24 protein-coding genes are annotated in these 26,757 nt (G+C 42.5%); 9 read left to right on the top strand and 15 right to left on the bottom strand.

Going from position 1 to position 26,757, the window contains the following annotated elements; translation table 11 throughout:
* Positions 1-30 precede the first annotated feature (30 nt).
* On the bottom strand, positions 31-513 hold the full coding sequence (locus LPA49_RS11300) for a DUF2947 domain-containing protein (RefSeq protein ID WP_036970820.1): 483 nt from the start codon (positions 511-513) through the stop codon (positions 31-33).
* Positions 514-574: 61 nt separating this feature from the next.
* On the opposite strand from LPA49_RS11300, the gene LPA49_RS11295 reads away from it, so the two are divergent.
* Genes LPA49_RS11295 through LPA49_RS11285 form a run of 3 tightly spaced genes read left to right on the top strand, consistent with a single transcriptional unit; the run spans position 575 to position 2,904 of the window.
* Positions 575-814, top strand: a complete 240-nt coding sequence (locus tag LPA49_RS11295; protein WP_065978071.1) for a DUF1653 domain-containing protein — start codon at positions 575-577, stop codon at positions 812-814.
* A gap of 52 nt (positions 815-866) precedes the next feature.
* Positions 867-1,715: a MoxR family ATPase gene (locus tag LPA49_RS11290; RefSeq protein ID WP_036970821.1), complete on the top strand. Its 849-nt coding sequence runs from the start codon at positions 867-869 to the stop codon at positions 1,713-1,715.
* Between the two features lies 1 nt (position 1,716).
* Positions 1,717-2,904: a VWA domain-containing protein gene (locus LPA49_RS11285; protein ID WP_036970823.1), complete on the top strand. Its 1,188-nt coding sequence runs from the start codon at positions 1,717-1,719 to the stop codon at positions 2,902-2,904.
* Positions 2,905-3,009: 105 nt separating this feature from the next.
* Here the strand turns inward: LPA49_RS11285 and LPA49_RS11280 are convergent, their stop codons facing one another.
* From LPA49_RS11280 to tkt, 4 genes are all read right to left on the bottom strand, one after another.
* Entirely contained in the window at positions 3,010-4,182 is a 1,173-nt protein-coding gene (locus LPA49_RS11280) for an NRAMP family divalent metal transporter (protein ID WP_230236556.1), read from the bottom strand.
* Between the two features lie 258 nt (positions 4,183-4,440).
* Positions 4,441-4,797 carry a ribosome-associated translation inhibitor RaiA gene (raiA, locus tag LPA49_RS11275; protein WP_036970825.1) on the bottom strand — a complete coding sequence of 119 codons (357 nt, stop codon included), beginning with the start codon at positions 4,795-4,797 and terminating at the stop codon, positions 4,441-4,443.
* Between the two features lie 182 nt (positions 4,798-4,979).
* The gene (locus tag LPA49_RS11270) at positions 4,980-5,291 is read right to left on the bottom strand and encodes a pyrimidine/purine nucleoside phosphorylase (protein ID WP_036970827.1); all 312 of its coding nucleotides are present in this window, start codon (positions 5,289-5,291) and stop codon (positions 4,980-4,982) included.
* Positions 5,292-5,620: 329 nt separating this feature from the next.
* Positions 5,621-7,612 (bottom strand): transketolase, encoded by a 1,992-nt coding sequence (gene tkt, locus LPA49_RS11265; RefSeq protein ID WP_036970828.1) that lies wholly within the window; start codon positions 7,610-7,612, stop codon positions 5,621-5,623.
* Positions 7,613-7,879: 267 nt separating this feature from the next.
* On the opposite strand from tkt, the gene metK reads away from it, so the two are divergent.
* Positions 7,880-9,031, top strand: coding sequence for a methionine adenosyltransferase (gene metK, locus LPA49_RS11260; protein ID WP_036970829.1), 1,152 nt, complete (start codon positions 7,880-7,882; stop codon positions 9,029-9,031).
* A 281-nt stretch (positions 9,032-9,312) separates the two neighbouring features.
* On the opposite strand, the gene LPA49_RS11255 is transcribed toward metK, so the two are convergent.
* The 3 genes from LPA49_RS11255 to LPA49_RS11245 all read right to left on the bottom strand — a co-directional run bounded on the left by LPA49_RS11255 (position 9,313) and on the right by LPA49_RS11245 (position 11,958).
* The gene (locus tag LPA49_RS11255; RefSeq protein ID WP_230236550.1) at positions 9,313-9,717 is read right to left on the bottom strand and encodes a diacylglycerol kinase; all 405 of its coding nucleotides are present in this window, start codon (positions 9,715-9,717) and stop codon (positions 9,313-9,315) included.
* 68 nt (positions 9,718-9,785) lie between these two features.
* A complete protein-coding gene (locus LPA49_RS11250) occupies positions 9,786-10,472 on the bottom strand; it encodes an START domain-containing protein (RefSeq protein WP_230236548.1) in 687 nt (228 codons plus the stop codon).
* On the bottom strand, positions 10,438-11,958 hold the full coding sequence (locus LPA49_RS11245) for a CYTH and CHAD domain-containing protein (protein ID WP_036970831.1): 1,521 nt from the start codon (positions 11,956-11,958) through the stop codon (positions 10,438-10,440). Before LPA49_RS11245 ends, LPA49_RS11250 begins: the two co-directional genes overlap by 35 nt.
* Positions 11,959-12,171: 213 nt before the next feature.
* On the opposite strand from LPA49_RS11245, the gene LPA49_RS11240 reads away from it, so the two are divergent.
* Positions 12,172-12,771 (top strand): TIGR04211 family SH3 domain-containing protein, encoded by a 600-nt coding sequence (locus LPA49_RS11240; RefSeq protein WP_036970833.1) that lies wholly within the window; start codon positions 12,172-12,174, stop codon positions 12,769-12,771.
* A 110-nt stretch (positions 12,772-12,881) separates the two neighbouring features.
* Here the strand turns inward: LPA49_RS11240 and LPA49_RS11235 are convergent, their stop codons facing one another.
* Positions 12,882-13,364, bottom strand: coding sequence for a winged helix-turn-helix transcriptional regulator (locus LPA49_RS11235; RefSeq protein ID WP_036970835.1), 483 nt, complete (start codon positions 13,362-13,364; stop codon positions 12,882-12,884).
* 166 nt (positions 13,365-13,530) lie between these two features.
* On the opposite strand from LPA49_RS11235, the gene putA reads away from it, so the two are divergent.
* On the top strand, positions 13,531-17,334 hold the full coding sequence (putA, locus tag LPA49_RS11230) for a bifunctional proline dehydrogenase/L-glutamate gamma-semialdehyde dehydrogenase PutA (protein ID WP_036970837.1): 3,804 nt from the start codon (positions 13,531-13,533) through the stop codon (positions 17,332-17,334).
* Positions 17,335-17,559: 225 nt separating this feature from the next.
* On the top strand, positions 17,560-18,768 hold the full coding sequence (locus LPA49_RS11225; protein ID WP_230236547.1) for an HD-GYP domain-containing protein: 1,209 nt from the start codon (positions 17,560-17,562) through the stop codon (positions 18,766-18,768).
* A 25-nt stretch (positions 18,769-18,793) separates the two neighbouring features.
* On the opposite strand, the gene LPA49_RS11220 is transcribed toward LPA49_RS11225, so the two are convergent.
* The gene (locus tag LPA49_RS11220) at positions 18,794-19,873 is read right to left on the bottom strand and encodes a general secretion pathway protein GspB (protein WP_230236545.1); all 1,080 of its coding nucleotides are present in this window, start codon (positions 19,871-19,873) and stop codon (positions 18,794-18,796) included.
* Positions 19,874-19,886: 13 nt separating this feature from the next.
* Positions 19,887-20,807: an ExeA family protein gene (locus tag LPA49_RS11215; protein ID WP_036970843.1), complete on the bottom strand. Its 921-nt coding sequence runs from the start codon at positions 20,805-20,807 to the stop codon at positions 19,887-19,889.
* Between the two features lie 195 nt (positions 20,808-21,002).
* Here LPA49_RS11215 and LPA49_RS11210 point away from each other — a divergent pair, with 195 nt between their 5' ends.
* Positions 21,003-22,112, top strand: coding sequence for a tRNA nucleotidyltransferase (locus tag LPA49_RS11210; RefSeq protein WP_036970846.1), 1,110 nt, complete (start codon positions 21,003-21,005; stop codon positions 22,110-22,112).
* On the opposite strand, the gene LPA49_RS11205 is transcribed toward LPA49_RS11210, so the two are convergent.
* The 4 genes from LPA49_RS11205 to LPA49_RS11190 form a co-directional block, all read right to left on the bottom strand.
* Positions 22,100-22,561, bottom strand: coding sequence for a DUF1566 domain-containing protein (locus LPA49_RS11205; RefSeq protein ID WP_227006851.1), 462 nt, complete (start codon positions 22,559-22,561; stop codon positions 22,100-22,102). The genes LPA49_RS11210 and LPA49_RS11205 overlap by 13 nt on opposite strands.
* Positions 22,562-22,622: 61 nt before the next feature.
* Positions 22,623-24,299: a DUF1566 domain-containing protein gene (locus LPA49_RS11200; RefSeq protein ID WP_036970850.1), complete on the bottom strand. Its 1,677-nt coding sequence runs from the start codon at positions 24,297-24,299 to the stop codon at positions 22,623-22,625.
* Positions 24,300-24,388: 89 nt separating this feature from the next.
* Positions 24,389-24,721 carry a hypothetical protein gene (locus tag LPA49_RS11195; protein ID WP_074988863.1) on the bottom strand — a complete coding sequence of 111 codons (333 nt, stop codon included), beginning with the start codon at positions 24,719-24,721 and terminating at the stop codon, positions 24,389-24,391.
* Between the two features lie 23 nt (positions 24,722-24,744).
* On the bottom strand, positions 24,745-25,461 hold the full coding sequence (locus LPA49_RS11190) for a DUF2982 domain-containing protein (RefSeq protein WP_036970855.1): 717 nt from the start codon (positions 25,459-25,461) through the stop codon (positions 24,745-24,747).
* A gap of 241 nt (positions 25,462-25,702) precedes the next feature.
* Between LPA49_RS11190 and LPA49_RS11185 the strand changes: the two genes are divergently transcribed.
* The gene (locus LPA49_RS11185) at positions 25,703-26,755 is read left to right on the top strand and encodes an efflux RND transporter periplasmic adaptor subunit (RefSeq protein ID WP_036971758.1); all 1,053 of its coding nucleotides are present in this window, start codon (positions 25,703-25,705) and stop codon (positions 26,753-26,755) included.
* Positions 26,756-26,757: the final 2 nt, after the last annotated feature.

Raw genomic sequence — 26,757 nt, 5'->3', positions numbered from 1 at the left:
TGTTTTATAGCATAGAGCGTTAATTGAGCGCTACTTTACTGCGCCTTTTTTACCCAGTTTAGCATTACCCGTTTCTAAAAACTGCACAACTGCATCGCGTTTTTTGCCCATTAACAAACTGCCATCGGCTAAAAACATAAAGTTTTGCCAGCAACGTTTAAACACTGCAAAGCTAGTTTCAATAATATTGTCGCGCGCCATACAAAAATACACGGTGGTGTTGGCTTCCCAATCAAGGTGCGCCAAGATTGCCTCGGGGAGTTGTTCTTCGCCAGCTTCCCACGCATTTTCCCAATTAATGGTTTCGGTAAAGCTGTCTTCTTTGCCACACCAATCTGTTTTATCGAAAAAATCTGGGTGATCATGCTCGCGGCTCACCATGGTAGACCAAAGTACAGCGGCACGTTCGCTGGTCATTGGTTTAATTTGCTGCGCATCTGCTGCGTTAATTGGCATGTCTTTATGGCGAAAAACCCATGCTTTTTTGTATTCATCTAACGAAATATAATTCATAGTGTTGACAGTTTATTTAGCATTAAAAAGTGCAAAACGTAATTATACAAGAGATCAAAACATGACTACAGCAATAAAACCTCATCCTCTCAAATCAGGCATATACCAGCATTACAAAGGCCCAAAATACAAAGTAGAGTATGTCGCCACTCACAGTGAAACCGAAGAGCCACTCGTTATTTATCAAGCACTGTATGGTGAGTTTGGTATGTGGGCACGCCCACTCAGCATGTTTTTAGAAACCGTTGAGGTAAACGGCAAAACAGTCCCACGCTTTGCATACCTTTCAGACGCAGAATAACTATGGCATCATAGCATTATTAATCACTGCTCAGACCAGATAAGGTGACATCGTGCTTTTTAATTCAACCGACAACTACATTGCCAGTAACTCATTAAAACAAGCGGTTAACGCAGCCATCTTGCTCGAAAAACCTCTGCTTATAAAAGGGGAGCCCGGCACAGGTAAAACCATGTTAGCCGAGGAGCTTGCAAAAAGCTTAGACACCACGCTTATTCAATGGCATATCAAATCGACCACCAAAGCACAGCAAGGCCTATACGAATATGATGCAGTGTCACGGTTGCGCGACAGCCAGTTAGGTGATGAGCGCGTTCACGACATTAGTAACTACATTGTAAAAGGTAAATTATGGCAAGCCTTCACCTATGGAGAGCAACATAATAAACGCCCCGTATTGCTGATTGACGAAATCGACAAAGCCGATATCGAGTTTCCAAACGACTTATTGTTAGAACTCGATAAAATGGAGTTTCATGTTTATGAAACCGGTGAGCGCGTTATTGCCAAGCACCGCCCTATTGTTATTATTACCTCAAACAACGAAAAAGAGCTGCCTGATGCCTTTTTACGTCGTTGTTTTTTCCACTACATCGACTTTCCATCGAGCGACGAAATGGCGCAAATTATCGATGTACATCACCCGCATGTTAAGCAAGACTTGGTACGCGAAGCACTTGAAGTATTCTTTAACCTGCGCGATGTAAATGGCATAAAGAAAAAGCCCTCAACCAGCGAGTTACTCGATTGGTTAAAATTATTGATGGCTGAAGATATCGATGCCAAAACACTGCATGATAAAAGCCAAAAAGGCGGCCTAATGCCAATGTTTGGTGCGCTATTAAAGAACGAGCAAGACATTAGCCTCATCGAAAAACTTGCTTTTATGAGTCGTCGTTAAGATGTTAATTGCGTTTTTCTTTAAGTTACGTGAATACCGCTTACCCGTGAGTCTGCGTGAGTTACTTGATTTGATCAACGCGCTCAAGCAAGGGGTCATTTTTGCCGACGTAGACGCGTTTTATTACTTAGCGCGTACCATCATGGTCAAAGACGAAACTCACTTTGACCGGTTTGATAAAGCCTTTGCCGATTACTTTAGCGGGGTTGCTGACCTTGATTTACTCGAAAGCTTAAAACAACAGCATAACCTGCCTAACGACTGGTTGCGCAAAGAGTTTGAAAAACACTTAACAGACGAAGAAAAAGCACAGTTAAAAGCGATGGGTGGCCTCGATAAACTTATGGAAGCCCTGAAACAGCGCCTTGAAGAACAGCAAAAACGCCATGCTGGCGGCAACAAATGGGTTGGCACTGGCGGCACCTCGCCGTTTGGCGCGTATGGCTTTAACCCAGAAGGCGTGCGTATTGGTCAAGACGGTAATCGTAACCGCCGTGCTGTAAAAGTATGGGATAAACGGACATACCGCAACCTCGACAGTGACCGCGAAATTGGCTCTCGCACCATTAAGCTCGCGCTTAAAAAACTGCGTAAATTTGCCCGCACCGGGGCTAGCGACACTCTCGATTTAACCGAAACCATTCGTGCTACTGCAAAGCAAGGTGGCATGCTCGATGTAAAAATGGCACCCGAGCGCCACAATGCTGTAAAAGTGCTGATGTTGTTTGATATTGGCGGCTCAATGGATGATTACATTCATACCTGTGAGGAGTTATTTAGTGCTGCACACAGCGAATTTAAGCACCTCGAGTTTTACTATTTTCATAATTGTTTATACGAACATGTTTGGCAAGACAACGAGCGCCGCCATTCAAACGTGATTGATACCATGACCTTGATTAACAAGTTCACCAGTGACTACAAGGTCATTTTTGTTGGCGATGCCACCATGGGTCCTTACGAAATCGCCTACCCTGGTGGCAGTGTAGAACATTGGAATGAGGAACCCGGCAGCGCCTGGCTAAACCGCATAACAAATCACTTTGATAAAGTCGCTTGGCTCAACCCACAACCCGTTGAGCACTGGCGTTACTATCAATCGATTGATTTTATAAAACAGTTAATGAACAACCGTATGTATCCACTCACCTTAGATGGCATAAGTAATGCGATTAGGGAATTGAGTTAGCCTAGATTGTAGGCGCGATTTTATATCGCGCAATACTAAAAATTGACTTGGGATCAACCCACTGCTGACACACAATGATGCTGGATTTCACTTCGTTCAGGCAAATTAGGTAAACTTCCAAACCAAAAACACCAACGCAAAGCCCACTAAATAAACCAAACCTAGCCAGCTTAGAGTCCGAATTAAGGGGGAATGCACAATACTTGGCTCTGAGCGCACTAAACTAAAGTTAAGCCATGCAAATACTGGGGTGGTAACAAAGGCGAGAGTCATGGCAAACGTAAGCATTGGGCCAAGTGCCGATTTAAAGAATAAAATGATTGCCATACCAGAAAATGCTTGCAGTAAAAGCCACATATTTAAACTGTGTTTAGACTGTTTTACAGGCAGTAATTTGTGCGATTCATTTAAGGTTCTGGCGTAGCCGTCAAGCACAGTAAGCGTGGTGCCAAACATACATAAAAAAGCGATACCCGACACCAATGGCCTTGCCCACTCTCCCATTGTAAGGGCGTACATATCAATAAGCTGTTTAGCAAACGCCACCCCACCTAATTGCACGGCTTGTACGTGTCCGTATTGCACTAATACACCTAGCGAGAAAAACACCAAAGCTAGGGCTGCGGTAAGCCAGTAGCCTAAATTAAAATCAAATAAACCTTGCTGCTTAGTAATAACTTGTTGCTGCTGCTTTTCTTTTAGCCAAAGTGAACTAATCGCTGAGATTTCAATAGGAGCTGGCATCCAGCCCATTAGCGCCACCATAAAGCCAAGCATTGCAAGCTCATACGGCGACGGGCCCACGTAGTCAACTGGAGCCATAAGACCATTATTAATTGCCACCACCAAAGCAGCCACAGTTGTAACAGTAAGCAGCCCCATAATGATTTTAGACACGTTATCGAGCGTCTTAAAATGCCCCAACAACAAAATAAGTAAACAAACAGCCAAAATAATCCAACACAACAAGGTAACCGAAATGGTGACTGGCAGTGCGTAATGTAATAGGCTGGCTGTTAAAAGTAGTACCCCTGCGGTATTCACTACTGCAGCCACAATATTTAACGCAATAAAACTGTAAAAGTAACCCGGCCCTTTTTGCTTGTAGCCCTCAACTAAACTTTGTTTAGTTGCAAGGGTGTATTCCATACCAAATCGAAAGAATGGGTACTTAAGTACATTCACAACAATGATTAGCCAAAATAGTTGCCAGCCAAATAACGAGCCAGCCTGCGTCGACGCCACCAAATGTGAGCCACCAATCGCCGCTGTGGCCATTAATATGCCAGGGCCAAGTGCATTAAGTTTAGATTGCCAATGTGATACTGCTGATTGCATATGCTTTATGTGTTTTATTCTTAGTTACAAGCAACTTACAGCGTTTTAGATGAGATTGGAAGACACTCTTTGCTTCTGAGTTCTAGGGTTAAGTTGTCAGTTTATAAAACCAAAAAAGCCAAACATATTTATGTTTGGCTTTCTCTTGTTCGAGGTTTTGCGCTAAATTTTTGTGGCTAACACTTAGCGTCTAATTTATTAGCTTAAATTCATTTCTTGAATAATCTCATGGGCGATTTCCGGCGTTGTGCTCACCGGTTTTTCATGTAGTTTAGCTTTCATTTGCCCTTTACGATGTTTTAGCGATGCATCGAGTTTTTTAGCTGCATTTGCAAGTGCTGGGTACATCACTTCATCTTCTCCTTTAACTGATAAACGTGCACCTTCATAAATAGTGCTGATCTCAGCTTGATACTTGTGATGTTCTTTTGAAAGAATAATATCGAGAGATATTAACGATGGAAAATGGCTAGCAATTTTTGAGAATTTCTCGTTGATATGAGCTCTAACAGCCTCAGTAACGTCAACATGATGACCAGAAATATTAATCTTCATAGGGTATCCTTTTTTCTTGTTACCTCATAGTTAGTATTGGGGGCGATTTGAATTAACACAAGCGAAAATCAAAGATAATTAGTAATTGATTGTAACCACACATGATTTAGATCATGCTCTGCGGATAAAATATGCAAAAGCCCGTATTACACGGGCTTTATAGAAAGGTTATCAACTGCTCATTAAGTGTACGAGCAACAATAATCAGCAAAGTCAGTTACCTTTACGCGGAAGGTAACGTTGGCGTCTACATTAAACGAATCTCCAGCCTTCATGGCTTGCCACTCAGTTTCGCCTGGCAGTAACACTTGCCACTCTCCCGCAAGTAACTCCATGTGCTCTTTTTGATTTGTGCCAAACTCAAATTCTCCTGGTTGCATAAAACCTAATGTTTTAGTACTGCCATCGGCAAAAAGCACAACACGGCTCGAAACTTTACCATCAAAATAGACATTCGCTTTTTTTACAACACTTACACTGTCAAACTGAGTCATACTCACTCCTGTTATGTTTTATACTCTTCTTTATTTCAGCCTGCCCGAATTTTAAGTAAGCAGCAACTGAAGATTATTCAATTAACCTCTATATGTGAGCTGATTTTTTATTATCTTTTATACACTGAGCAATTAAAAAACAAAGAGAGTGCCTATGTGTTCACCAAAACACTAAAAACGCCCCTACGGTATAAAGTACCCAAGTAGCAGTGATAATTATTGCTGATCTGTCGGGTACGTATCGAATCTTTTGACTGGCAGCAAAAATCCATAAAAAAGCCCGCGCAGTGCTAAGACCGCGCGGGCTTTTAAATTTTAGCGACTAAAGCTTAGAACAAAGCGTTTGCTTTGTTTACGATGTTTTCAACCGTGAAACCAAAGTGCTTGAATAACTCACCAGCAGGTGCTGACTCACCAAATGTCGTCATACCTACTACTGCGCCATTTAGGCCTACGTATTTGTACCAGTAGTCTGCAATGCCCGCTTCGATAGCTACGCGGCGTGTTACGCTTGCTGGTAATACGCTTTCTTTGTAGGCTGCGTCTTGCTCATCAAACAAGTCAGTTGAAGGCATAGAAACCACACGTACTTTTTTGCCTTGTGAACGAAGCTCTGCAGCGGCGTCTTGTGCAAGCTGTACTTCTGAGCCCGTTGCAATAAGGATAAGCTCAGGCTCACCATCGCAACTCAGTACGTAACCACCTTTTTTCACATCGCTTAACTGTTGTGCAGTACGCGTTTGTTGCTCAAGACCTTGACGTGTGAAGATCAATGACGTTGGGCCATCTTTACGCTCAATCGCTTGTTGCCATGCAATTGCAGACTCAACTTGGTCACACGGACGCCAGTTAACAAGGTTAGGCGTTAAACGCATGCTTGCAATTTGCTCTACTGGTTGGTGCGTAGGGCCATCTTCACCCAGACCAATTGAATCGTGCGTGTATACAAAAATGCTTGGTTGCTTCATTAATGCAGCCATGCGAACCGCATTACGCGCGTATTCCATAAACATTAAGAATGTTGCGCCGTAAGGAATAAAGCCTTTGTGCAGTGCAATACCATTCATAATTGCCGACATACCAAACTCACGGACACCGTAGTAGATGTAGTTACCGCTTGCGTCGTCTGCTGTTACGCCTTTTGAACCATCCCAAATTGTTAAATTTGAACCAGCAAGGTCAGCTGAGCCGCCCATAAACTCTGGTAATAATGGACCAAATGCATTCAGTGCATTTTGTGAAGCTTTACGTGTTGCAGGGTTTGCAGGGTTTGCTTGCAGCTCTTCGATGTACGCTTGTGACTTTTCAGCCCAATCTGCTGGCAATTCGCCATTTGTACGACGCTTAAATTCTGCTGCTAGCTCTGGGTGTGCATTTGCGTATGCCGCAAACTTTTCGTCCCAGTTTGATTCTAGCTGTTGGCCCTTTTCTTTTGCGTCCCATTCGCTGTAGATATCAGCTGGGATTTCAAATGCTTCGCCTGTCCAGCCTAAGAACTCACGTGCCGCTTTGATCTCATCATGACCAAGTGGAGCACCATGACAGTCATGACTACCCGACTTATTAGGTGAACCGTAACCAATCACTGTTTTACAACAAATTAATGATGGCTTGTCGGTAATGCTACGTGCTTCTTCGATTGCTGCGCGGATGGCCTCTGGGTTGTGACCATCAACATCACTCACCACGTGCCAGCCATATGCTTTAAAACGTGCAGGTGTGTCGTCGCTGAACCAACCTTCTACTTCACCGTCGATAGAGATGCCGTTGTCATCCCAAAACGCAACAAGTTTACCCAGGCCTAATGTGCCCGCTAATGAACAGGCTTCGTGAGAGATACCTTCCATTAAACAGCCATCACCCATAAACGCGTAGGTAAAGTGATCAACGATGTCGTGGCCTTCACGGTTAAATTGAGCAGCAAGCGCTTTTTCAGCAATTGCCATACCTACCGCATTTGTGATCCCTTGGCCTAATGGGCCCGTAGTGGTCTCAATACCTGGTGCATAGCCATACTCTGGATGCCCTGGTGTTTTTGAATGCATTTGACGGAAGTTTTTAATTTCTTCAAGTGGTAAGTCGTAACCACTTAAATGTAGTAGAGAATAAATCAGCATCGAACCGTGGCCATTTGAAAGAATAAAGCGATCACGGTCTGCCCACTCTGGGTTCGTCGGGTTGTGCTTTAGATAATCGCGCCATAGTACTTCTGCGATATCTGCCATGCCCATAGGGGCTCCAGGGTGGCCAGAGTTGGCCTGTTGTACTGCGTCCATTGATAAGACGCGAATAGCATTTGCAAGTTCTTTGCGAGATGGCATGAATTCTCCTACCTTTAATGTATTTGCGCTGGTTGTTTGTTAAGCCCCATTCTTACTTATTGTATGGGTGCAGTGCAATTAAAAATCCGTATTAAATGGGTCTATTACCACTGTTTATTAAGAACGAAATGTTATTAGTAATTTAAAATAGACGTCTAGGCGTAAAATAACTATGCAAACATAATTGTTTTAGATAAAATACGCCCCTTAATTTTTTAGCGCTATTACCGACGTTAGTGAAGCGCAATATTTGTGAGCAGAAATACAATGGCAAAACATTTATTTACTTCTGAATCTGTATCTGAAGGTCATCCGGATAAAATCGCGGACCAAATCTCTGACGCGGTTCTAGATGCTATCTTAGAGCAAGATTCTCATGCCCGTGTTGCATGTGAGACTTACGTTAAAACTGGTATGGTTATGGTGGGTGGTGAAATCACTACTAGCGCGTGGGTTGATATCGAAGAAATTACACGTAAAACTGTACGTGAAATCGGTTACACGCATTCAGACATGGGTTTTGATGCTGACTCGTGCGCAATCCTAAACACTATCGGTAAACAATCTCCAGACATCAACCAAGGTGTTGACCGTGCACGTCCAGAAGACCAAGGCGCGGGTGACCAAGGTTTAATGTTTGGTTATGCATGTAACGAAACAGACGTTTTAATGCCTGCACCAATCACGTATTCACACCGTTTAGTTCAGCGTCAAGCGCAAGTTCGTAAAAGCGGTGAGCTTAACTGGTTACGCCCAGATGCAAAATCACAAGTAACATTTGCATATGAAAATGGTAAGCCGGTAGGTATTGATGCTGTTGTTCTTTCAACGCAACACTGTGATTCAATCTCACAAAACGACCTAGTAGAAGCGGTAATGGAAACCATCATTAAGCCGGTTCTTCCAGCAGAGCTTATCTCTAGCGCAACGAAATTCTTCATCAACCCAACTGGCCGTTTCGTTATCGGTGGCCCAATGGGTGACTGTGGTCTGACTGGTCGTAAAATCATCGTTGATACATACGGTGGTATGGCGCGTCACGGTGGTGGTGCTTTCTCAGGTAAAGATCCATCAAAAGTTGACCGTAGCGCTGCATACGCGGCACGTTACGTTGCTAAAAACATGGTTGCTGCGGGTCTTGCTGACAAGTGTGAACTTCAAGTTTCTTACGCTATCGGTGTTGCAGAGCCAACATCTATCAGCATCGAGACATTTGGTACAGGTAAATTAGAAGAAGCACGTCTAATCGAATTAGTGCGTGAGCACTTCGACCTACGTCCTTACGGCTTAATCCAAATGCTTGATCTTGAGCGTCCTATCTATCAACCGACTGCCGCTTATGGTCACTTCGGTCGTGAAGAGTTCCCTTGGGAGCGTACAGACAAAGCAGACGCACTTCGCGCAGCTGCTGGCCTGTAATAGGGTATACAGACTGAAAAAGCGCCATTTTGGCGCTTTTTTTGTGTTTAATTTTTTACTCTAAATTTTTATACCATTGCGCTTAAATAAGTGGTCTATTTTGAGGCAATAAAACCGCATTGATAACAAGGCAAAAATTTAGTTATTTAGTTGTTCTCGGCAATTGCTCCTGCATTGCTCTACCTCCTGCATCCATGCTGTCGTAAACCAAATATTTTTAACGCAGATAGCGACTGGTTTAATCTCTCAAAATGATTAAGTATTATTGCGCTTGGTATTAATTACAGTAACGCCATTATCTTTTCATACACCGCCACCAGCCAAACCAGTGCTAAAATAACCAATGACAAGGTCACCGCTGCCGAGGCCATATCCTTTGCGCGCCCAGACAGTACATGATATTCAATCCCCACTCTGTCAGTCAGCGCTTCGATGGCCGAATTGAGTAGTTCAACAATCAACAGTAATAAATACGGAATAAACAACACGAGCCAATGAGTCAGTGACTGCGCCAGAAAAACCGATAACGGTAATAAACACACCCCTAAATAAATTTCTGAGCGAAAAGCTGACTCTTCTTTAAATGCGGCCTTAAAACCTTTAATTGAGCACCTTGTGGCTTTTAAAATACGTCCAATACCAATGCCGTTGGGTTTATTGACCAAGGGGATTTTGGGTTCTTTCATGCTGTTCCTAGTACGAATAAACTTCGCAGATAATATTCATAAATACCTAAAATGTCATCTTCGCTTTACTAAGATAAGCACTTTCCTGGCACACTTGGGGGATTTGTCCGTGAAAACGCATTCTTTTTTAGCTGTTCACGCAATGCTTGTAATGACTTAAACACACTTTTTAAAGATACTTTATTACTTAACCAATGCGGAATAGCACCGCTTGGATCTGCATACGCTTGGTGGGTAATCAGTAAGTTATTTTGCTGTTGCTCTAAGCGCCAATAAGCGGTGAGCTCTTTAATACGCACCACCCCTTTTACCAAGGGTTTAACGTAGGGCTGGCTGGTAATTTTAAGCTCGGTTTTATTATCGCTTAAGGTGTGATAGCAAGAGTAGCTCACTAAATCACGATCAGAAACCGGCCAAGGCGAGTTAAAGCGCGTATAAACGAGCGTCTCTGCGGGGCTAAGCCGCTCTATTAAGGTTACACTTTGAACATTTTCGAGCCAATTTGGCGCGTTGTCGGTGTCGCTTAGTAAGGCCATAAAGTCATCTGCCTTGGTATCTTCAACAACCACAGATGCATTAATTTCGATAATGCCGCTGTCATGTTTTTGATACGTGACCTTTATACCTTCTTGCTGCTTGTAAGTATGCCATTCTATTGGGGTCGCGACAGTTGAACAACTAAACCACGCTAACCCAATGAATAGCCAACGATTCACAGATTTATAACCAGTAGGGATCAGTATTGAATGAGGCATGACGACTTTGTTCCATGGCGCTCACTAAAAATTCTGACTTTTGCTCGAGCCACGTTTGAATCTTTGCTAATTCCTGATCGTCTTGTCCTGCACACAACTGCTTTAAATACTCAAGAGTACTGAGCTCGTAAATACCATGCGAAATATCTAACCAAGGAATACGAAACTCGCTTCTGTCGTCTTTATTGAATAATGCCCCCAAACAGTTACCACTTAAAAGAGAGTTTTCTAGACGAGTACGCAACGATAAATAGTCTTTATCACTCAGTGCTTGTTGTTCAGGAATAAGCTCATGCATATCGTGCCAATCTTTTGCAAATAAGCGCTTGGCTATATCTGCTACTGGTTTTTCTGCAGCTTGGAACTCTGCCTGCCCCCACGACTTACGCCATTGCTTTTCAATCAACCAGGTGGTCAATTGCAACAGCAAACGGTTGTAACGGGTGCTGTGAAATAACGCTTTTACATCGTCAATACTCGGCTGAAGCTCTTTTAGGTCGTTAATCACTTGAGTTAGCTCTGGTGCGCTATTAATTTTTTTATAATAGGCGTGACGTTTTGAGGTATAGGTTTTTAACTGAATGGCGTTTTCTACCCACGCCAACTCACTCAGCAACCACTTTAACTCAGTACGTAATGACTCTGTATCATCCTTACTAACAATATCATCGAACAGCCAAAAGGTGTGGCGAATTAATCGAATGCCATCAGTGACTCGTTTTAAGGTTTTTAAGCTCGGCTTGATGAAGTAACAGGCTTCATGCTTTTGTACAAAGCGAATCGCGTAATTTATCCCTGCGACCAAAGCTTGTTCTTGTGTGGCCTCTTTTTTAAGAGGCACAAACCCAATCGATTTACTTGCTTTTAGTGGGGTGTTATCGGCTAAGCCATAACCTCGTGCAGCTTTCGAATATAGCCCAAGACGTACATTACATTCGCTAACCAGTTTATCTGCAAGGGCAAATAACTCGTGGCGACTGCCTTCAATTAATTCCACTTCAAGCTCAGAGATCAGCTCAACTTTACCTGACGCTGCAATTTCACCTTTATCAAGTACAACCTCAATTTTAGCCCCACTGTTGGTTTCGATTAACCACGTGCGACGAATAAAGTTAGTACTAAAAATAGGATACAGGTTGTCGGCAATCGCATTAACTTGCATGCCATGCGGCCAAATTGTGGCATCAAAAGCCATTAAATCTGGGCGACCACCCTCTAAAGGTAAGTTATATTCTGGGCGTTGATGTAATCCACCTACAACTTCGCCAGCGAGTTTAATCGTTTGCTCGCACTGGTTATCACAGCAGCGGGTACGCAAACCAATATCCAGTGCGCGTAACTCACGACTTGGCGTATCATAGTAAGCATTTTGTAAGCTGCGTGACGGTTTATTTGTAACGGTTTTTGCAAATTGAGTAATTAATGCGGGGATCAGTGGAACAACGGCATCTGACACCAAAAACTTCAGTTCTATCTCAGTATCCATTCGTTTTGCGGAGTACATTTAAAATAAATAAGTGCTCAAAATAAACAAAGCAGCTACTTAATGCAAACTTTTTCCTGATTTTTACCCTCAAACCCTGTCTTGGATTACAATATCAGCCTTGCTATTAATAGTTGAAATCCCTACTATCTCTATACATTACGTATTTAAAAATTTGACCATTTTTGGGCAAGGTTACATTAACAAGGTAGATTGATGTTAAAACAGTGTATTTTTGGGCTGCTCCTATCAGCCGCCACTTTCATTAGCTATGCAGAAGAAGCGCCTACAAGCGACAACGGAAACACCGCATACATAGTCGACAACCTCTATACCTTTATGCATTCAGGCCCGAGTAAAAACTACCGTATTTTGGGGTCAGTTGATGCAGGTACTCAAATTACCTTGTTATCAGAAGAAGATAATGGTTATTTTAAAATTCGCGACGACAAAGACCGCGAAGGCTGGGTAGAAACGAAGTTTATCAGCGAGAACGCCGGTATCCATCAGCAATTTCAAGCTCTGAATAACGACATGACCTTGATGCAAGAGCAATTACGCCAAGCAGAAATTGAACTACCGCAATTACAAGAACAAAACAGAACCCTCACTGAGCAAAACCAAGCGCTAAGCGAACAAATTGAAAAACTAAAAAGCACCATAGAATCTGAGCGCAACGTGAAACAATTAGCCAGTGCCAAAGAAAAACGCCAACTATTAACTTACGGCGGCGCTATTGCATTTATTGGTTTATTACTTGGTATTATTTTAACGATTATGCTTTCACGCCGAAAACGTTATGATGGTTGGGCGTAATAATAGCAACCCGCAATAATAGTTAATCATTTTTAGGGATTGATTAAGCGAGTGGGTATAACCCAGCAAAAAATCTTCATAAAAAAAGCACCGTTTGGTGCTTTTTTTGTTTAGATATCGAATCTTAAACCGCTATCTTGTTTTATCTTTTCGATCACCATATAGGTGTGGTGCGTACCAACACCGGGAATATCAACCAAATCACCCAAAACTTGGCGATATTCGTCCATATCAGAGACTCGCACTTTTAATAGGTAATCGTATCCGCCTGCCACCATGTCGCACTCGACCACTTGTGGAATATTTAAAATATATTCTCTGAACACTTTAAACACTGAGGTATTTGAGGTCACTAACGACACTTGCACATGAGCCAACAAACTTTGATTAAGCTTGGCTTCGCTTAACTTTGCATAATACCCCTCAATGTAGCCCTCTTGCTCTAAGCGCTTAACACGGTCAAGGCATGGACTCGGACTCAAATTGACCTGTTTTGCCAGGTTTACGTTTGATATTCTGCCATTTTTTTGCAGAGCGTCTAAAATTGCTAAATCGATACGATCTAACATGCGTAATCTATTCGGGTTAGTCATAACAGAATTTTATGCGGCTAAGTTAACGGTATGCCCTGTAAATTATCGTAAATCGAAAAATATAACCAGCATATTCTGCTGGATTTTAATTAGAATGCACGGATTATATCAATGGTAAGAAATACTTTTAGTTTATTTCTAGACTCCACATACCAGAGGGTTACATATGCTATTTAATGGCGATTTGACAACTGAATGTCCAATTAGACAAAAGATCCGCGACTTTTACCGTATAGATGAAAATGCGGTTATCGATCACATTTTGCCTTTGGCTGAAGTAGGCGTTAAAGCCCGTAGCCGAGCGTGGGAACGTGCTCGTCAAATGGTTTTAAATATCCGTCGCGACCAAGATGGTCAAAGCGGTGTCGATGCACTGTTAAACGAATTCTCACTATCGAGTGAAGAAGGCGTTGTTTTAATGTGTTTAGCAGAAGCATTACTACGTGTTCCAGATAAGGCAACGCAAGACTCGCTTATCCGTGACAAGCTTGCCAAGGGTGATTGGAGTTCGCATTTAGGTAGCAGTGACTCTTTATTCGTAAACGCCTCATCTTGGGGTCTGTTAGTAACGGGTAAAATGGTTAACTACAGCGACAAATCTAAAGAGCAACAATTTGGTGTGCTTAAGAAAACCATTGGTCGTTTAGGTGAACCGGTTATTCGTAAATCTGTGAACTTCGCGATGAAGATCATGGGTAAGCAGTTCGTAATGGGTCGTACCATTGACGAAGCAATTGAACGTGCTGCTGATAAAGAACAAAAAGGCTACGTATACTCATACGATATGCTAGGTGAAGGCGCGCGCACCATGAAAGATGCTGAGCGTTATTTCCAAAGCTACATGACAGCCATTCATGCAATTGGTAAAGCTGCAAATGGTCGCGGTCCAATAAAGAGCCCGGGTATTTCAGTGAAAATTTCTGCGATTCATCCACGTTACGAGTTCACGCATCGTGAACGTGTTATGGCTGAAATCGTACCAAAACTAAAAGAACTTGCACTTGCAGCTAAAAGCTACGATATCGGCTTTACGGTTGATGCTGAAGAAGCTGACCGTTTAGATATCTCTTTAGATATTATCGAAGCGGTATTCAGTGATGAAGAATTGGGTAACTGGCAAGGTTTCGGTTTAGCAGTTCAAGCCTACCAAAAACGCGCTATTTTCGTTGTTGAGTGGGTTGCAGACCTTGCACGCCGTGTTGGCCGCAAATTAATGGTTCGTCTTGTAAAAGGCGCATACTGGGATACCGAAATCAAAACCACACAACAAGATGGTTTAGATCACTACCCTGTATTTACCCGTAAAGCGACTACCGACGTATCATACAAAGCCTGTGCGATTAAACTGCTTGAAGCACGCGATGTTCTGTATCCGCAATTTGCAACACACAATGCTTATACAGCAGCGACGATTTTAGAAGTTGCAAAAGGCGATCACGAAGGCTTCGAATTCCAACGTTTACACGGTATGGGTGAATCACTGTTCGACCAAATCGTTGAACAAGAAAAAATTCAGTGTCGTGTATACGCACCCGTAGGTCAGCATGAAGACTTACTTGCATACTTAGTACGTCGTTTATTAGAAAACGGCGCTAACTCATCGTTTGTTAACGCGATTGTTGATACCACTCAACCAGTTGAAGCACTGTTACCTGACCCAGTTGAAACACTGCAAGGGTTGCGTAATAAGTACAACACGCAAATCAAGATGCCTATCGATTTATACGGTGACGAGCGAGCGAACTCAAAAGGCATGGATTTAACTGACATCAATGCCATTACACCATTTAAAGAAAACCTAGACACCTGGTTTGCAGAAAATCGCATTGAGTTAAATGATGTACCAGAAGGTTCAATTGCAGTTAAAAACCCTGCGAACCACAAAGAAATCATTGGTCATGTGAAACTACAATCATCTGACGAGATGACTGCGCTTCTTGAAAATGCTGAAAAAGCGTTTGAATCATGGTCACAAACACCGGTTAAAGAACGCGCTAACTTACTTCGCCGCATCGCTGATATTTTAGAGCGTCACCACGATGAACTCGTCGCTCTTTGTATTAAAGAAGCGGGTAAAGTGGCGCAAGATGGCATTGATGAAGTGCGTGAAGCCGTTGATTTCTGCCGTTATTACGCTGCTCGTGCTGAAGAGTTATCTGAAGATGAGCGTTTTGAAGCGCGTGGCGTGATCTTATGTATCAGCCCATGGAACTTCCCGCTTGCTATCTTCTTAGGCCAAGTTGCTGCTGCTATCGTAACGGGTAACACGGTGATTGCAAAACCAGCTGAGCAAACAAGTTTAATTGCGCTTCGTACAATTGACCTTATGTTATCTGTTGGCTTACCTGAGCATGTTGTACAACCTGTTATTGCACGTGGTAGCGAAGTAGGTAAGACAATTGTACCTGATGAGCGTATTCAAGCTGTGATGTTCACAGGTTCAACTGAAACAGGCACAATCATCTCGCAAACACTGGCTGCACGTAACGACATTCAAGTGCCGTTAATTGCAGAAACAGGTGGTCAAAACTGTATGATCGTTGACTCAACAGCGCTTCCTGAGCAAGTTGTTGATGATGTGATCAGCTCTGGCTTCCAAAGTGCGGGTCAACGTTGTTCTGCATTACGTGTTTTATTCTTACAAGAAGATATTGCTGATGGCATCATTGAGATGATCAAAGGCGCATTAAAAGAGCTTCATGTTGGCGACCCTTCATTACTTTCGACTGACATTGGTCCTGTAATTGACGAAAAAGCACTGAAAAACTTAAACGAACACGTTGAATACTTAAAAGGTAATGCAACACTTCATTACGAGTGTGCAATTCCTGATAACAACGAAAATGGCGCTTATTTCTTCGCACCGCGTTTATATGAAATTAAAGACCTTTCAGTACTTAAACGCGAAGTATTTGGTCCATGTGTGCACATTATTCGTTTCAAAGGCTCAGAGCTTGATAATGTGATTGATCAAATCAATGGCACTGGCTTCGGTCTAACAATGGGTATTCACTCACGTATTGAAGAGCGTTGTGAATACTTAGCAAAAATGTCTCGTGCAGGTAATGTGTACGTAAACCGTAACATGATTGGTGCAATTGTTGGTGTGCAACCATTTGGTGGTCGTGGCCTTTCAGGTACTGGCCCTAAAGCAGGTGGTCCTAACTACTTACAACGTCTTGTGAAAGAAAAAGCGTCACCTGATAACGTACAAATGACGAACCTATCACCTGATGAGCTAGACACTCACCATTATTCAGGTGCGGCTGAGCAAGTTGCTAAGCTAATGGAAAACTCATTACGCGATGAAAAAATCTGGCGTGCAACACCGTTAAACGACCGCGTTTCTGCGGTACGTCAGTTGTTAGCAAAAGTCGCTACTGTCGAAATTATCGATGAGCTTGCTGATGACTTAGCATTAACATTAGCCGATGCACGTGCGCAGCTTAACCGCCTTGAAAAGCACATGCGTAAACACACTGTATTACCTGGACCAACAGGTGAATCAAATACGCTTCACCTTGAGCCTCGTGGTTGTGTTGTGTGTTATGCCGATAAGAGTACTTCATTTAACTTCTGGGCGATTTCAATTATCACAGCACTTGCTGCGGGTAATACAGTAATCACCGTTGCATCTGAACTGTTCTACGAAGAAGCGGTTGCTTTCAAAGACAAGTTTATTTCAACAGGTATCGCCGAAGGTGTATTCCAAGTTGCTAAGCCTAACCAGTTACAAGCTATCTTGGCACACCCTCACCTTGCCGGTGCGGTTGTAGCAGCTCGCTCATCACGTTTAGGCTATTTCAGCCAACAGTTAGCACAACGTAAAGGGGCGATTCTGCCAGTGATTAGCTCTGAGTACTACGATACGTTAATCAAGCGCTTACTGACGGAAAAAACAATCAGTATCGATACAACAGCGTCAGGTGGTAATACATCACTGATGACGCTTGTTGAAGATGATGAGTAAACAGCGCATAAAAGTTAACTAACTTTGCTGTTATAAAATCTAAAAGCCCCTGTACCTAACAGGGGCTTTTTTATACCCAGATAAAATAGTCTAACATTAAGAAAAACAACCACTTTATAGACGAAAAGCTGCACCAATTTCAAAATTATCACCTTTATTATTATTTACTAGAAGACAAATTATCTGCTAGGTTAAAGGTAATGTATTTAACTTGAAGTAAAGGCCTTGAAAACTCTCCCTATTAATCAACTTAAGCCCGGTATGTTTGTACAAAGCGTTACAAAACAGACAGGCAAAATCCGCATTAAAAACCAAGGATGGGTGAAGACTCAGGGAGGTATCGATAAACTAGCTAAAGCGGGTATCTTAGAAGTCGTTATCGACCCCGATAAAACGCTCACAATGAGCAGTGACAATAAAGTGGAAGAGCAGCAAAACACTTCGCCGCCAGAGCCGCAAACCGTCGCCCATAACCCCTGGCATACATCGCATAGCGTGTCTGCAGAAATGGCCAAAGCGAATAGTTTATACAACGAAGCAAAGTCACTCCAAAGCAAAGCATTTAATGATATTCGTACTGGTAATAAAATTGATATTGCGCCATTTCAAGAATTGGCCAGTGGCTTTATGGACTCTGTTTTCCGTAATCAAGATGCCCTTGCCTGCATTACCAGAATGCGCGAAAAAGACGCCTATTTACTCGAACACTCAATTAACGTTTCAATTCTTATTAGTATTTTTGCCAAACACTTAGGCATCGATAAAAGCATCATTCAAGAAATAGCGACAGGTGCCCTACTGCATGATATTGGCAAAATAAAAATACCTGATGAAATACTCAATAAGCCAGGTAAGTTAACAGACGAAGAATATCAAATCATTCAAGACCATGCCCGTTTCAGCAAAGAAATATTAGAACAATCAGGCCTCAGTGGCATCGCAGTTGAAATTGCGGGTTTCCACCATGAGCGATTAGATGGCAGCGGCTACCCATTCGGTAAGCATGGTGATGAATTAAGCCTGTACGTTCGTATGGCGTCGATTGTTGATGTATATGACGCACTCACCGCAGAGCGAGTCTATAAAGCCGGTATGGAGCCAATTAAAGCATTTAAAATTCTAAAAGATGGCTGCCCAGATAGTTTTGATGGCGACCTTGTGACGAAATTTATTCAATGTATCGGTATTCACCCTGTCGGCACCTTGGTGAAACTTGAAAGCCAAAAGCTTGCCGTGGTTACACGAAGTAACCCAAGCAGCCCATTAAAACCCGTGGTAAAAGTGTTTTATAACGCCAAGCATGCACACTATACCGAAGTGCAAGATATTGATTTAACAAATAACCGTTGTCACGATAGCTTAGAAGCAGCAGTCAGACCCAATGACTTTAATGTCGATCTGATCCGCTTCTTCAAAAACTCAATTTTGCCATAACCACTATTTTTAAATATAAGACTGGCTACTCAGGCCAGTCTTGCAGTGCTTTTAACGTAAACTCGTAACCGTCGTAACTAAATAAACTTTGCTCAGGTGTGATTTCTATCACATTGAGTACGCCAATGTTATCGCCTTCATACAATTCACGACCATTTATCTTTATCCAACGTTTAGAGGCTTCAGAGGCATAAATATGCGCCTGATACTTAATTGTTGGGATCAAGCTTTGCAACGAGTCAGGCAGCAGTTCGACAGGCTCTGCGTATGATGAGTTTTTAGTACTGCGCGTTATATCAGCCACATGCTTATTATCGACATCTTGTACTGCTCTCTCGAAGGCACTTTTTAAGTTATTAGGCACGTCGTTAAATTCGTCATCAACCACGGTTTGGTTGACTTGCGATGGGCTTTGATCATTTAGCGGCTTACCCAGCACCTTGTATTTGCTCATGTCAATGTCTCGACTGCTCATTTGCTGCGGTGTCATTTGTTGCATTTGCATTGGCTGCGAAAATTGCGGCTGCTGAGGCTGATAAATAGGCTGATTTTGATACACAGGCTGTTGATAAACAGGTTGCCCTTGATAACCTTGATTAGCATAAACAGGCACGGTATTAACGGGTACTTGTACCCATTGATATTGCTGCCCTTGCACAGGAACTTGCTGCATCATTTGCTGCTGAGGTGCGACTGTAACAGGCACTTGGCCCACATTATTCGCAGTATTGTTAACAGGTGGATTAGCCTGTGTATTGGCAGCTTGCGGAACAGCTGTTGCGGGTGCTTCCTCTTTTACAGGTACATTATTTGTATCTGTTGTCGCTAAAGTCTCTGTTGCTTGTGAAGAACTTTGTGTCTCTTCAGCACTGTTACTAGTAACTTGCTTTTGCGCAAAAGGTTCATTTTTTTGCAGCCATTTACCAATAGAAAAGCCTGCCATCAGCGTTAAAATAACCGCTAGTAATAACCCAAACGAAAAAGCAAGACGGCGATAACGGGTTAATTCTTGTTGTTGTTTAAGCTGCAGAGCAGCGTGGTCATGATCAATCGCTGTTTGCTCGTGTTGACCAGATTGTTTAATTGCATCTAAAAGTAATGACATAAATGATCACTCGTTATATTAGGTAAGATAAACCAATACCCATACCCAATACGGCTAAAAATGAAACAGGATAAAGCCAAACATAACTTGGCTCTTTGTTCGCAGTTGACGAAATAGGCGCACTGCTTGGCGGTAAAGCTTCAACTGCTGAGCGCATGACAAGCTCACTATCAATGCTCAGCTTTTGCTGTGAAAAAGCCCCGACTAAGCAGCGCTCACACAATAAATTAATAAGCCTTGGCACCCCTTCTGTTACTTGGTAAATCGCTTTTAAGGCATCAGCAGAAAAGAGCGCTTGTTCAGTGCCTGCTTTGAGTAAACGGTGTTTAACATAAGCAAACACTTGGCCTTCGCTAAGCGGTAATAAGTGGTAACGCGCCGTTATACGTTGAGCAAGTTGTCTAAGTTCGGTGCGTTTTAATAGCTCTTGTAGCTCAGGCTGCCCAACTAACACTATTTGTAGTAACTTTTTATGGTCTGTTTCTATATTCGTCAATAAGCGTAATTGCTCAAGCACATCGGGAGCCAGCAATTGTGCTTCATCGATAATTAAGATGGTATGACCGCCTGCTAAATTATTCGCCTCAAGATGCTTTTTAATCACATCTGTTAAGGTTTTTAATGTGGCATTTTCGCTGTCATAGTCAATCTTAAGTTCGTCGCAAATACTGGCTAGCAATTCAAGTTGAGACAATGCCGGGTTGTGAATTTGTGCGACTTGCGTGTTTTCAGGTAACTGCTCTTGCAGACTTCTGGTTAATGTTGTTTTACCTGTTCCCACTTCGCCGGTTAAAAGTACAAAACCGCCGGCTTCACCTAGTCCATAAGTAAGGTGCGCTAAGGCCTCTTTATGACGCTCACTAAGAAATAAATATTCAGGATTAGGGGCAATCGAAAAAGGTTTTTCTGACAAGCCAAAATAGCTTAAATACACCGTGATGTTCCTTGCGTTTAAAATCACGGCCTATAATGGCAAAAAACTACGCGACTTAAAACCTTGTTCGTACGTTATACTAAAATTACTTTAAGATAAAAAACACGGCCCCGAATAAAGCGCCTGTTTTTTGGAGTTTGGGTATCGCTGGCAAATAACGTAAAATACCGAAAAGGTAAAAATAATAGGTGTACTATGCAGGTTTATTTGGTCGGTGGCGCTGTAAGAGACGCACTGTTAGGTCGTGAAGTAAAAGAACGCGACTACGTTGTCGTAGGTGCAACTCCCGAGCAACTAATTAAACAAGGCTACCAACAAGTCGGCAAAGACTTTCCTGTTTTTTTGCACCCAAAAACAAAAGAAGAATATGCACTTGCCCGAACTGAGCGGAAACAAGGCCAAGGTTATACGGGATTTATCTGCGATTTCACGCCCGATGTCACTTTAGAACAAGACTTAATCCGCCGAGACCTAACTGTTAATGCGATAGCGCAAGCCGAAGATGGCACATTAGTTGACCCTTTTGGTGGGCAAAGCGATATCGAGAACCGTTTATTACGCCATGTTTCAGATGCGTTTTCTGAAGATCCGTTACGTATTTTACGAGTCGCCCGATTTGCTGCTCGTTATCATTACTTAGGCTTTTCTATTGCGCCAGAAACAGAACGTTTGCTTATTGCGATGGTAAAAGCAGGCGAGCTTGAAACACTCACAGCGGAACGAGTTTGGTTAGAATGCGAAAAATCTCTTAGTGATGGCGCATTTGCAGAGTTTTTAAATACTCTCTTTAAAATTGGAGGCTTACATGTGATCAGCCCCACGTTAGAATCGCAGTGGAGTGATGCATTGTATCAAACGATGCAAGCGCGCTTTGATTATGCCAACAAGCACTCTATTACAGACACAGCATTACTTTTTAGCCAAGTGACACTCTCGCTAACAGAATCTGATATTCACACAATCGCACAGCAGATCCGTCTACCAAATGAAGTGCGTGATGTTGCTCTTAACACTGTTGCTCATCGTTCAATATTGTCTGACAAGCAGCCGGATTGTGACGCACTGCTAGGCTGTTTTAACCGACTTGATTTATGGCGTCGTCCTGAGCGTTTAAACGCCGTACTCAAGGCGTTAGAAATAAGTGAACAAAAGCCAGTGGCATGTATAACACAACTACACCAAGTGACTGAACAGGCAAGCGCTGTCGATCCACAGCAATTTATCGCCCAAGGAATTAAAGGGGCCGACATAAAAACCGCGCTTGAAAACGCGCGGCTATCTATCATTAAAAATTATTTTTCATAACGTACGAGTCGCAGAAATACATCGGATTCTTTAGCGTGAAGACTGTTTATGCCTTTATCAAACTGATAAACCCAAGCAAGGTCTGTTCGCTCTTTTCCTGATGTACTGCTCCAGTAATTTTGCAGCTTAGTAGCAAGAAAGACACTTTCGTTAATACTCGGCTGCACGCATCGATGCTCTAAAATGCTGGCTAACTCTTTTACATTAGGCACATGCCAATCAGAAAAACCGGCAAGACGCGTATTCTTTGCACCGCGTAATGCTTCACCCCAGGTTAGCTGCTGGCTGGTGCCTTCACATGTTGCCGTTGCACTATTGTAAGTTTGTCCAAAGCTACAACGTTGCCACATTAAGCCTGTTTCTACATCACTTACCGTGCCATTTTCGTTAATGACAAAGCGGCTGTCTGGGGTCGTTTGCGTTACCGCATCGTAGCAAACCTGCGCCATAGCAAATGTAGGCTGTGTTGCCAGTAAGGCAACCGATGCATAGAAAGATAGTTTACGCATATTATTCTCCCGGTGTTCTTACTAAACGGACAAAGGCGGTTTTCCCTTTCGGATAGGCCAAGTCGTTTGCGCTACTCATATCAATAATATATGCCTGCGACAAACTGGTACCATCCACAGCGGTTTGTGATGTCCAATACGGCATAAACGGGTTGCCATCATCGCTTAGCTGAATATTGCTTGGCTGATTTGGAAAAAACTCACTGTTGAGTAAGCTTACTTCACCTTGTTTAGCGTAATCCAGTATTCCCAGAAGTTCGGTATAGGTAGGAACACGCCAATTAGTGCCGCCGCAAAAATCAATCGCATTCACTTCATTCACATACGTTTGTAAACCACACGCGGTGTTACTTGGGCATGTTGAGTTTGCTGCACCTTGAACACTGCCCGTTTGTACCCCGTTATTACTATTTAAATACCACGTATAATGATTTGTTGCTGCACGGTTAGTGGTTGCCGGTGGCAGTGTGGCACTTGCCGCTTTTACTTCCCAAATTAAGCCTGTCACGTTATCGCGTACACAACTAAAGTTTGCTGCGTCGTCTGGCAGCTCATCCGCAAATTCATTTAATTTTGTAAAATCAAATGCCAAGTCACCTTGGCCTACTTTATCAAGTTGATTAGCAACACTGTCACGCCCTAAATCTGCATCTTGAGCTGGGAAGTTATCACTTTTGCAGTTAATTTTTTGCGTGTTGTTATAGCAGTCGCTCATGCCCGTATCATTTATAAGGCCGAGGGGTTTAGGGCTGATACCAATCACTACCGTATCTGTATCACTGCGCGATTTACTGTCGGTGACGGTAACCTCAAAACTAAGTTCTGTGTCGGTATCAACATCAGGGGCAATGAATGTGGTGATACATTGATTTTGATTTGCAAGGGTGACTATTTCACCCGTTAGTTGTTCCCAATAGCACTGCTTGGTTGCAGTCACAATTTCACTGTTACTTGCATCAAGCGTAACGGTATCAAACTCTATAACTTGCTGATCTTCCCCAGCGTTAGCAATGATTACTTCAAGGGTTTTATTAAGCGTAAATGACTGTTCAGAGCTTGCAGAGCCCCCTTCATCATCGGTCACTGTTAGTCGCCATGTCATTGACGTGTTTGATTCTAGCAGCGGGTGAGTAAAGCTAATCGTTTGATTATTAAAGCTATCAACGGTTAAATCTGGGCCCGAAAGCTGAGTCCATAAGTAACTGTCTATCGAACCATTTTCATCAATATCGACAGACTCTTCACCACTGAGCACAATAGTATCATTGTATTTTGAGGGCAGTTCTTGCGGTGCAGTTTGCGTGATCACGGCAACAGGCAGCTGGTTATTAGAGGTAATGAATATGCTTACTTCATCACTGACTAACTGACCATCACCCGTTTGATAATTAACTTTAAGTACGAGCTCTGAGTCTCGCTTAATATCAGGGGCAGTGAGAGTTTGCTCAGCACCTTCTGCTGGGAACCCCTCTACAACAGGGCCACTTACTCGTTGCCACGTAAATGTTCCATCAGCAGGCGAGCCCTTAGCCAATAATGTAAACTCGCTTTTTTCAATAATTTGCTGATCAGCTCCAGCATTAACTGTCGCAGCGATTGGTGTTGTGTCACTCGACCCACCGCCCCCACAGGCTGTGAGTGTCGTTAATGCAACAACTACAAGAGGCACTAATCTCATGTTTACCACCTTAAAATGCAACGTTGGCTTTATAACCAACTGCCAAATAAGAAGATAACTAGCAAGTAAAGTGCCAAGAACACCCTAAATTATAAGTAACTTTCTTGATGAATACGCACAAACAATTTAGTGCCAATTTTACTGTAATCTATCTTATATTCTCGGCCATCAAGGGCTTGAATGAACAATAGACGTTTTTCTTCTGCAAAAACATCAGGGCTGGTGATGTAAACCATTTCGAGGTAACGCTCTTTTGCTTCACGACGGTTTTTTGGCAGATCTTCTTTAAACGGTTCAAGACCATTTTGTGTCACTTTTATACGTGGGTGGTTTTCGCCATTCACAATTACTAAGTCGAGTTTTTTATCTTTATGAATAATTGTGTTTCGACCACTTTTAATAAAAGAACGTTCTTGACTCATAGCCTTTTCCTACTTACTGCCACCTAATTACTTACATCTTTCTGTAAACGAGTATTGATAAATTCACTAGGGTTTAATTTCCAACGATTCAAATCTGCACTGAATTGCCAAATATCAGTATCAAGTGCATTGGCAGGCAACAATAAATCGTACCCTGTCAATTGCCTCAAATGCTGCGTACGATTAGCAAACATGGCAATCAATCCTTTGTAAAGCTGACCACTAGGGGCAGTGTAGTCCGTCTCTTCAACTAACCATTCTGATGGGCAATTGCCATTTTTGCAATGTTTTTGAACAACTTGCATAAATATATGACGTTGTTCTATTAATAATCGCCCTGCAATTCGTGGGTGAATCTGAGTTAAAAATTCATCTATGTTATTGAGTTTAATACCAACTGCGTTTAACTCAAGGTATTCTAAGCCTTGTTCCACTTTCGGGACACCACTGTGGTGAAAGTTTTCTCGTTTTAATTGCCAATGCCCAACTTTATGATGATATATAAGCAACTGATTAGTATAGGTAAAGCTATAATAAGGCTCTTGTGTTTTTAAAAAGCCGACAAATATAGCAGCAAGGCAGCTACTGACTAAAAAAATTTCCACTATACTAATCTCACCGGGACGTAGCAGGTTAAACAGCATAATGAATACAAGCCCAATGCCTCCGACCAATAAAAACTCAATACCATGTCGCGAAGCCTGTGCCCGTACCTTTAAAATCGCGTTTTTGTTATCCATACACTGAAAAGTAAAAAATAAACATTACAATTGTGACCAAAACAATCTTTCTAAGCGTTAAACAATACGGACACTTGGTTTGTTTACTCATACTTACACCTCTCTTCTCATAACAATTAAGGAACAAATGCGCTGAACTTTTAACTTTTACGCCAAATGCACAAATATATGAGATACCTGACATACGGGGCACGTACTAATTTTGTACACTACACTCAACTAATTTTCTGGTAACACGATGATGTATTCGACACAATCTGGTAAAGCGCTTTTTCCTTTTATTATTACCCTTTTGCTAGGGTTATGTATTTATTTATATTTACCTTCAAGCCAAGGCGAGCAAAGCAACTTTGGAGACCGTTCAACCCAGGTTGTCGCACATACCGTCACGGCTGAAGAAAATGCCGTTTTAATCGAAGCGATAGGCAGCGCGCGCGCGAATCAAGCGATCTTCATTCGCAGTGCACAAAACGACTATGTGACTGATATATTTTTCAATGATGGCGATTTAGTAAGTAAAGGTCAAAAACTAGTTCAGTTACAAGCACAACAAGAAGAATTAGCAGTAAAAGAATTAAGTATCAATTTACGTGAAGAAAAACGCCAACTAGACCGCTTAACCGAACTATCACGTTCGCAAGCAACCGCTAAATCGTTACTTGAAGAGCAATTGTCTCGTGTAGATGCCACCGAAGCTCAGCTTGAAAGCGCCAAAACTAAACTAGCAGAAATGACCATTAAAGCGCCTTTTTCAGGCTTATTAGGTAAGCGTGAAATCTCGATAGGTACTTATGTTAATAGCACCACCAATATTACCACTCTCGATGATATCAGTATTATAAAAGTGGACTTTAAAGTTCCTGAAAAATACCTTGCGCAACTGCAGCTAGGCATGAAAGTCATGACTCAAAATGATGCTTACCCAGGAAAAACCTTTAACGGCAAAGTCACGCACATCAGCTCACGCATTGACTCGGTTACTCGCAGTGTTGAAGTGACGGCCAGTTTTACCAATTCAAGCGGTTTATTACGCCCTGGTATGCTGTTAAACACCGCATTACAACTGAGTTCAAACCAAGCACTCATGGTGCCTGAAAAAGCGGTAATCCCTCAGCAAGATAAACACTATGTATTCAAAATTGAAGACGGGGTTGCCAATAAAGTTGAAGTACATGTAGCGGGACGTCATAACGGGTGGGTTGCCATCGATAAGGGTCTAACAGATGGTCAACAAGTCGTGACTGAAGGCATTATCAAAATTCGCACTGGCAGCAAAGTTAGTATCAAGGGCTAAAC

This window comes from Pseudoalteromonas sp. MB41 (assembly GCF_020966275.1).
Lineage (GTDB): Bacteria > Pseudomonadota > Gammaproteobacteria > Enterobacterales > Alteromonadaceae > Pseudoalteromonas > Pseudoalteromonas lipolytica.
The sequence above is the reverse complement of the archived record's forward strand: the minus strand, read 5'-3'. Positions and strand labels throughout refer to the sequence as shown.

Bases quoted from the DNA above. Each gene is read 5' to 3' on its own strand.
- LPA49_RS11300 (WP_036970820.1), bottom strand. From the start codon at position 513: ATGAATTATATTTCGTTAGATGAATACAAAAAAGCATGGGTTTTTCGC.
- LPA49_RS11295 (WP_065978071.1), top strand. From the start codon at position 575: ATGACTACAGCAATAAAACCTCATCCTCTCAAATCAGGCATATACCAG.
- LPA49_RS11285 (WP_036970823.1), top strand. From the start codon at position 1,717: ATGTTAATTGCGTTTTTCTTTAAGTTACGTGAATACCGCTTACCCGTG.
- LPA49_RS11280 (WP_230236556.1), bottom strand. From the start codon at position 4,182: ATGGCCACAGCGGCGATTGGTGGCTCACATTTGGTGGCGTCGACGCAG.
- raiA (WP_036970825.1), bottom strand. From the start codon at position 4,797: ATGAAGATTAATATTTCTGGTCATCATGTTGACGTTACTGAGGCTGTT.
- LPA49_RS11270 (WP_036970827.1), bottom strand. From the start codon at position 5,291: ATGACTCAGTTTGACAGTGTAAGTGTTGTAAAAAAAGCGAATGTCTAT.
- tkt (WP_036970828.1), bottom strand. From the start codon at position 7,612: ATGCCATCTCGCAAAGAACTTGCAAATGCTATTCGCGTCTTATCAATG.
- metK (WP_036970829.1), top strand. From the start codon at position 7,880: ATGGCAAAACATTTATTTACTTCTGAATCTGTATCTGAAGGTCATCCG.
- LPA49_RS11255 (WP_230236550.1), bottom strand. From the start codon at position 9,717: ATGAAAGAACCCAAAATCCCCTTGGTCAATAAACCCAACGGCATTGGT.
- LPA49_RS11250 (WP_230236548.1), bottom strand. From the start codon at position 10,472: ATGCCTCATTCAATACTGATCCCTACTGGTTATAAATCTGTGAATCGT.
- LPA49_RS11245 (WP_036970831.1), bottom strand. From the start codon at position 11,958: ATGGATACTGAGATAGAACTGAAGTTTTTGGTGTCAGATGCCGTTGTT.
- LPA49_RS11240 (WP_036970833.1), top strand. From the start codon at position 12,172: ATGTTAAAACAGTGTATTTTTGGGCTGCTCCTATCAGCCGCCACTTTC.
- LPA49_RS11235 (WP_036970835.1), bottom strand. From the start codon at position 13,364: ATGACTAACCCGAATAGATTACGCATGTTAGATCGTATCGATTTAGCA.
- putA (WP_036970837.1), top strand. From the start codon at position 13,531: ATGCTATTTAATGGCGATTTGACAACTGAATGTCCAATTAGACAAAAG.
- LPA49_RS11220 (WP_230236545.1), bottom strand. From the start codon at position 19,873: ATGTCATTACTTTTAGATGCAATTAAACAATCTGGTCAACACGAGCAA.
- LPA49_RS11210 (WP_036970846.1), top strand. From the start codon at position 21,003: ATGCAGGTTTATTTGGTCGGTGGCGCTGTAAGAGACGCACTGTTAGGT.
- LPA49_RS11205 (WP_227006851.1), bottom strand. From the start codon at position 22,561: ATGGCGCAGGTTTGCTACGATGCGGTAACGCAAACGACCCCAGACAGC.
- LPA49_RS11200 (WP_036970850.1), bottom strand. From the start codon at position 24,299: ATGAGATTAGTGCCTCTTGTAGTTGTTGCATTAACGACACTCACAGCC.
- LPA49_RS11195 (WP_074988863.1), bottom strand. From the start codon at position 24,721: ATGAGTCAAGAACGTTCTTTTATTAAAAGTGGTCGAAACACAATTATT.
- LPA49_RS11190 (WP_036970855.1), bottom strand. From the start codon at position 25,461: ATGGATAACAAAAACGCGATTTTAAAGGTACGGGCACAGGCTTCGCGA.
- LPA49_RS11185 (WP_036971758.1), top strand. From the start codon at position 25,703: ATGTATTCGACACAATCTGGTAAAGCGCTTTTTCCTTTTATTATTACC.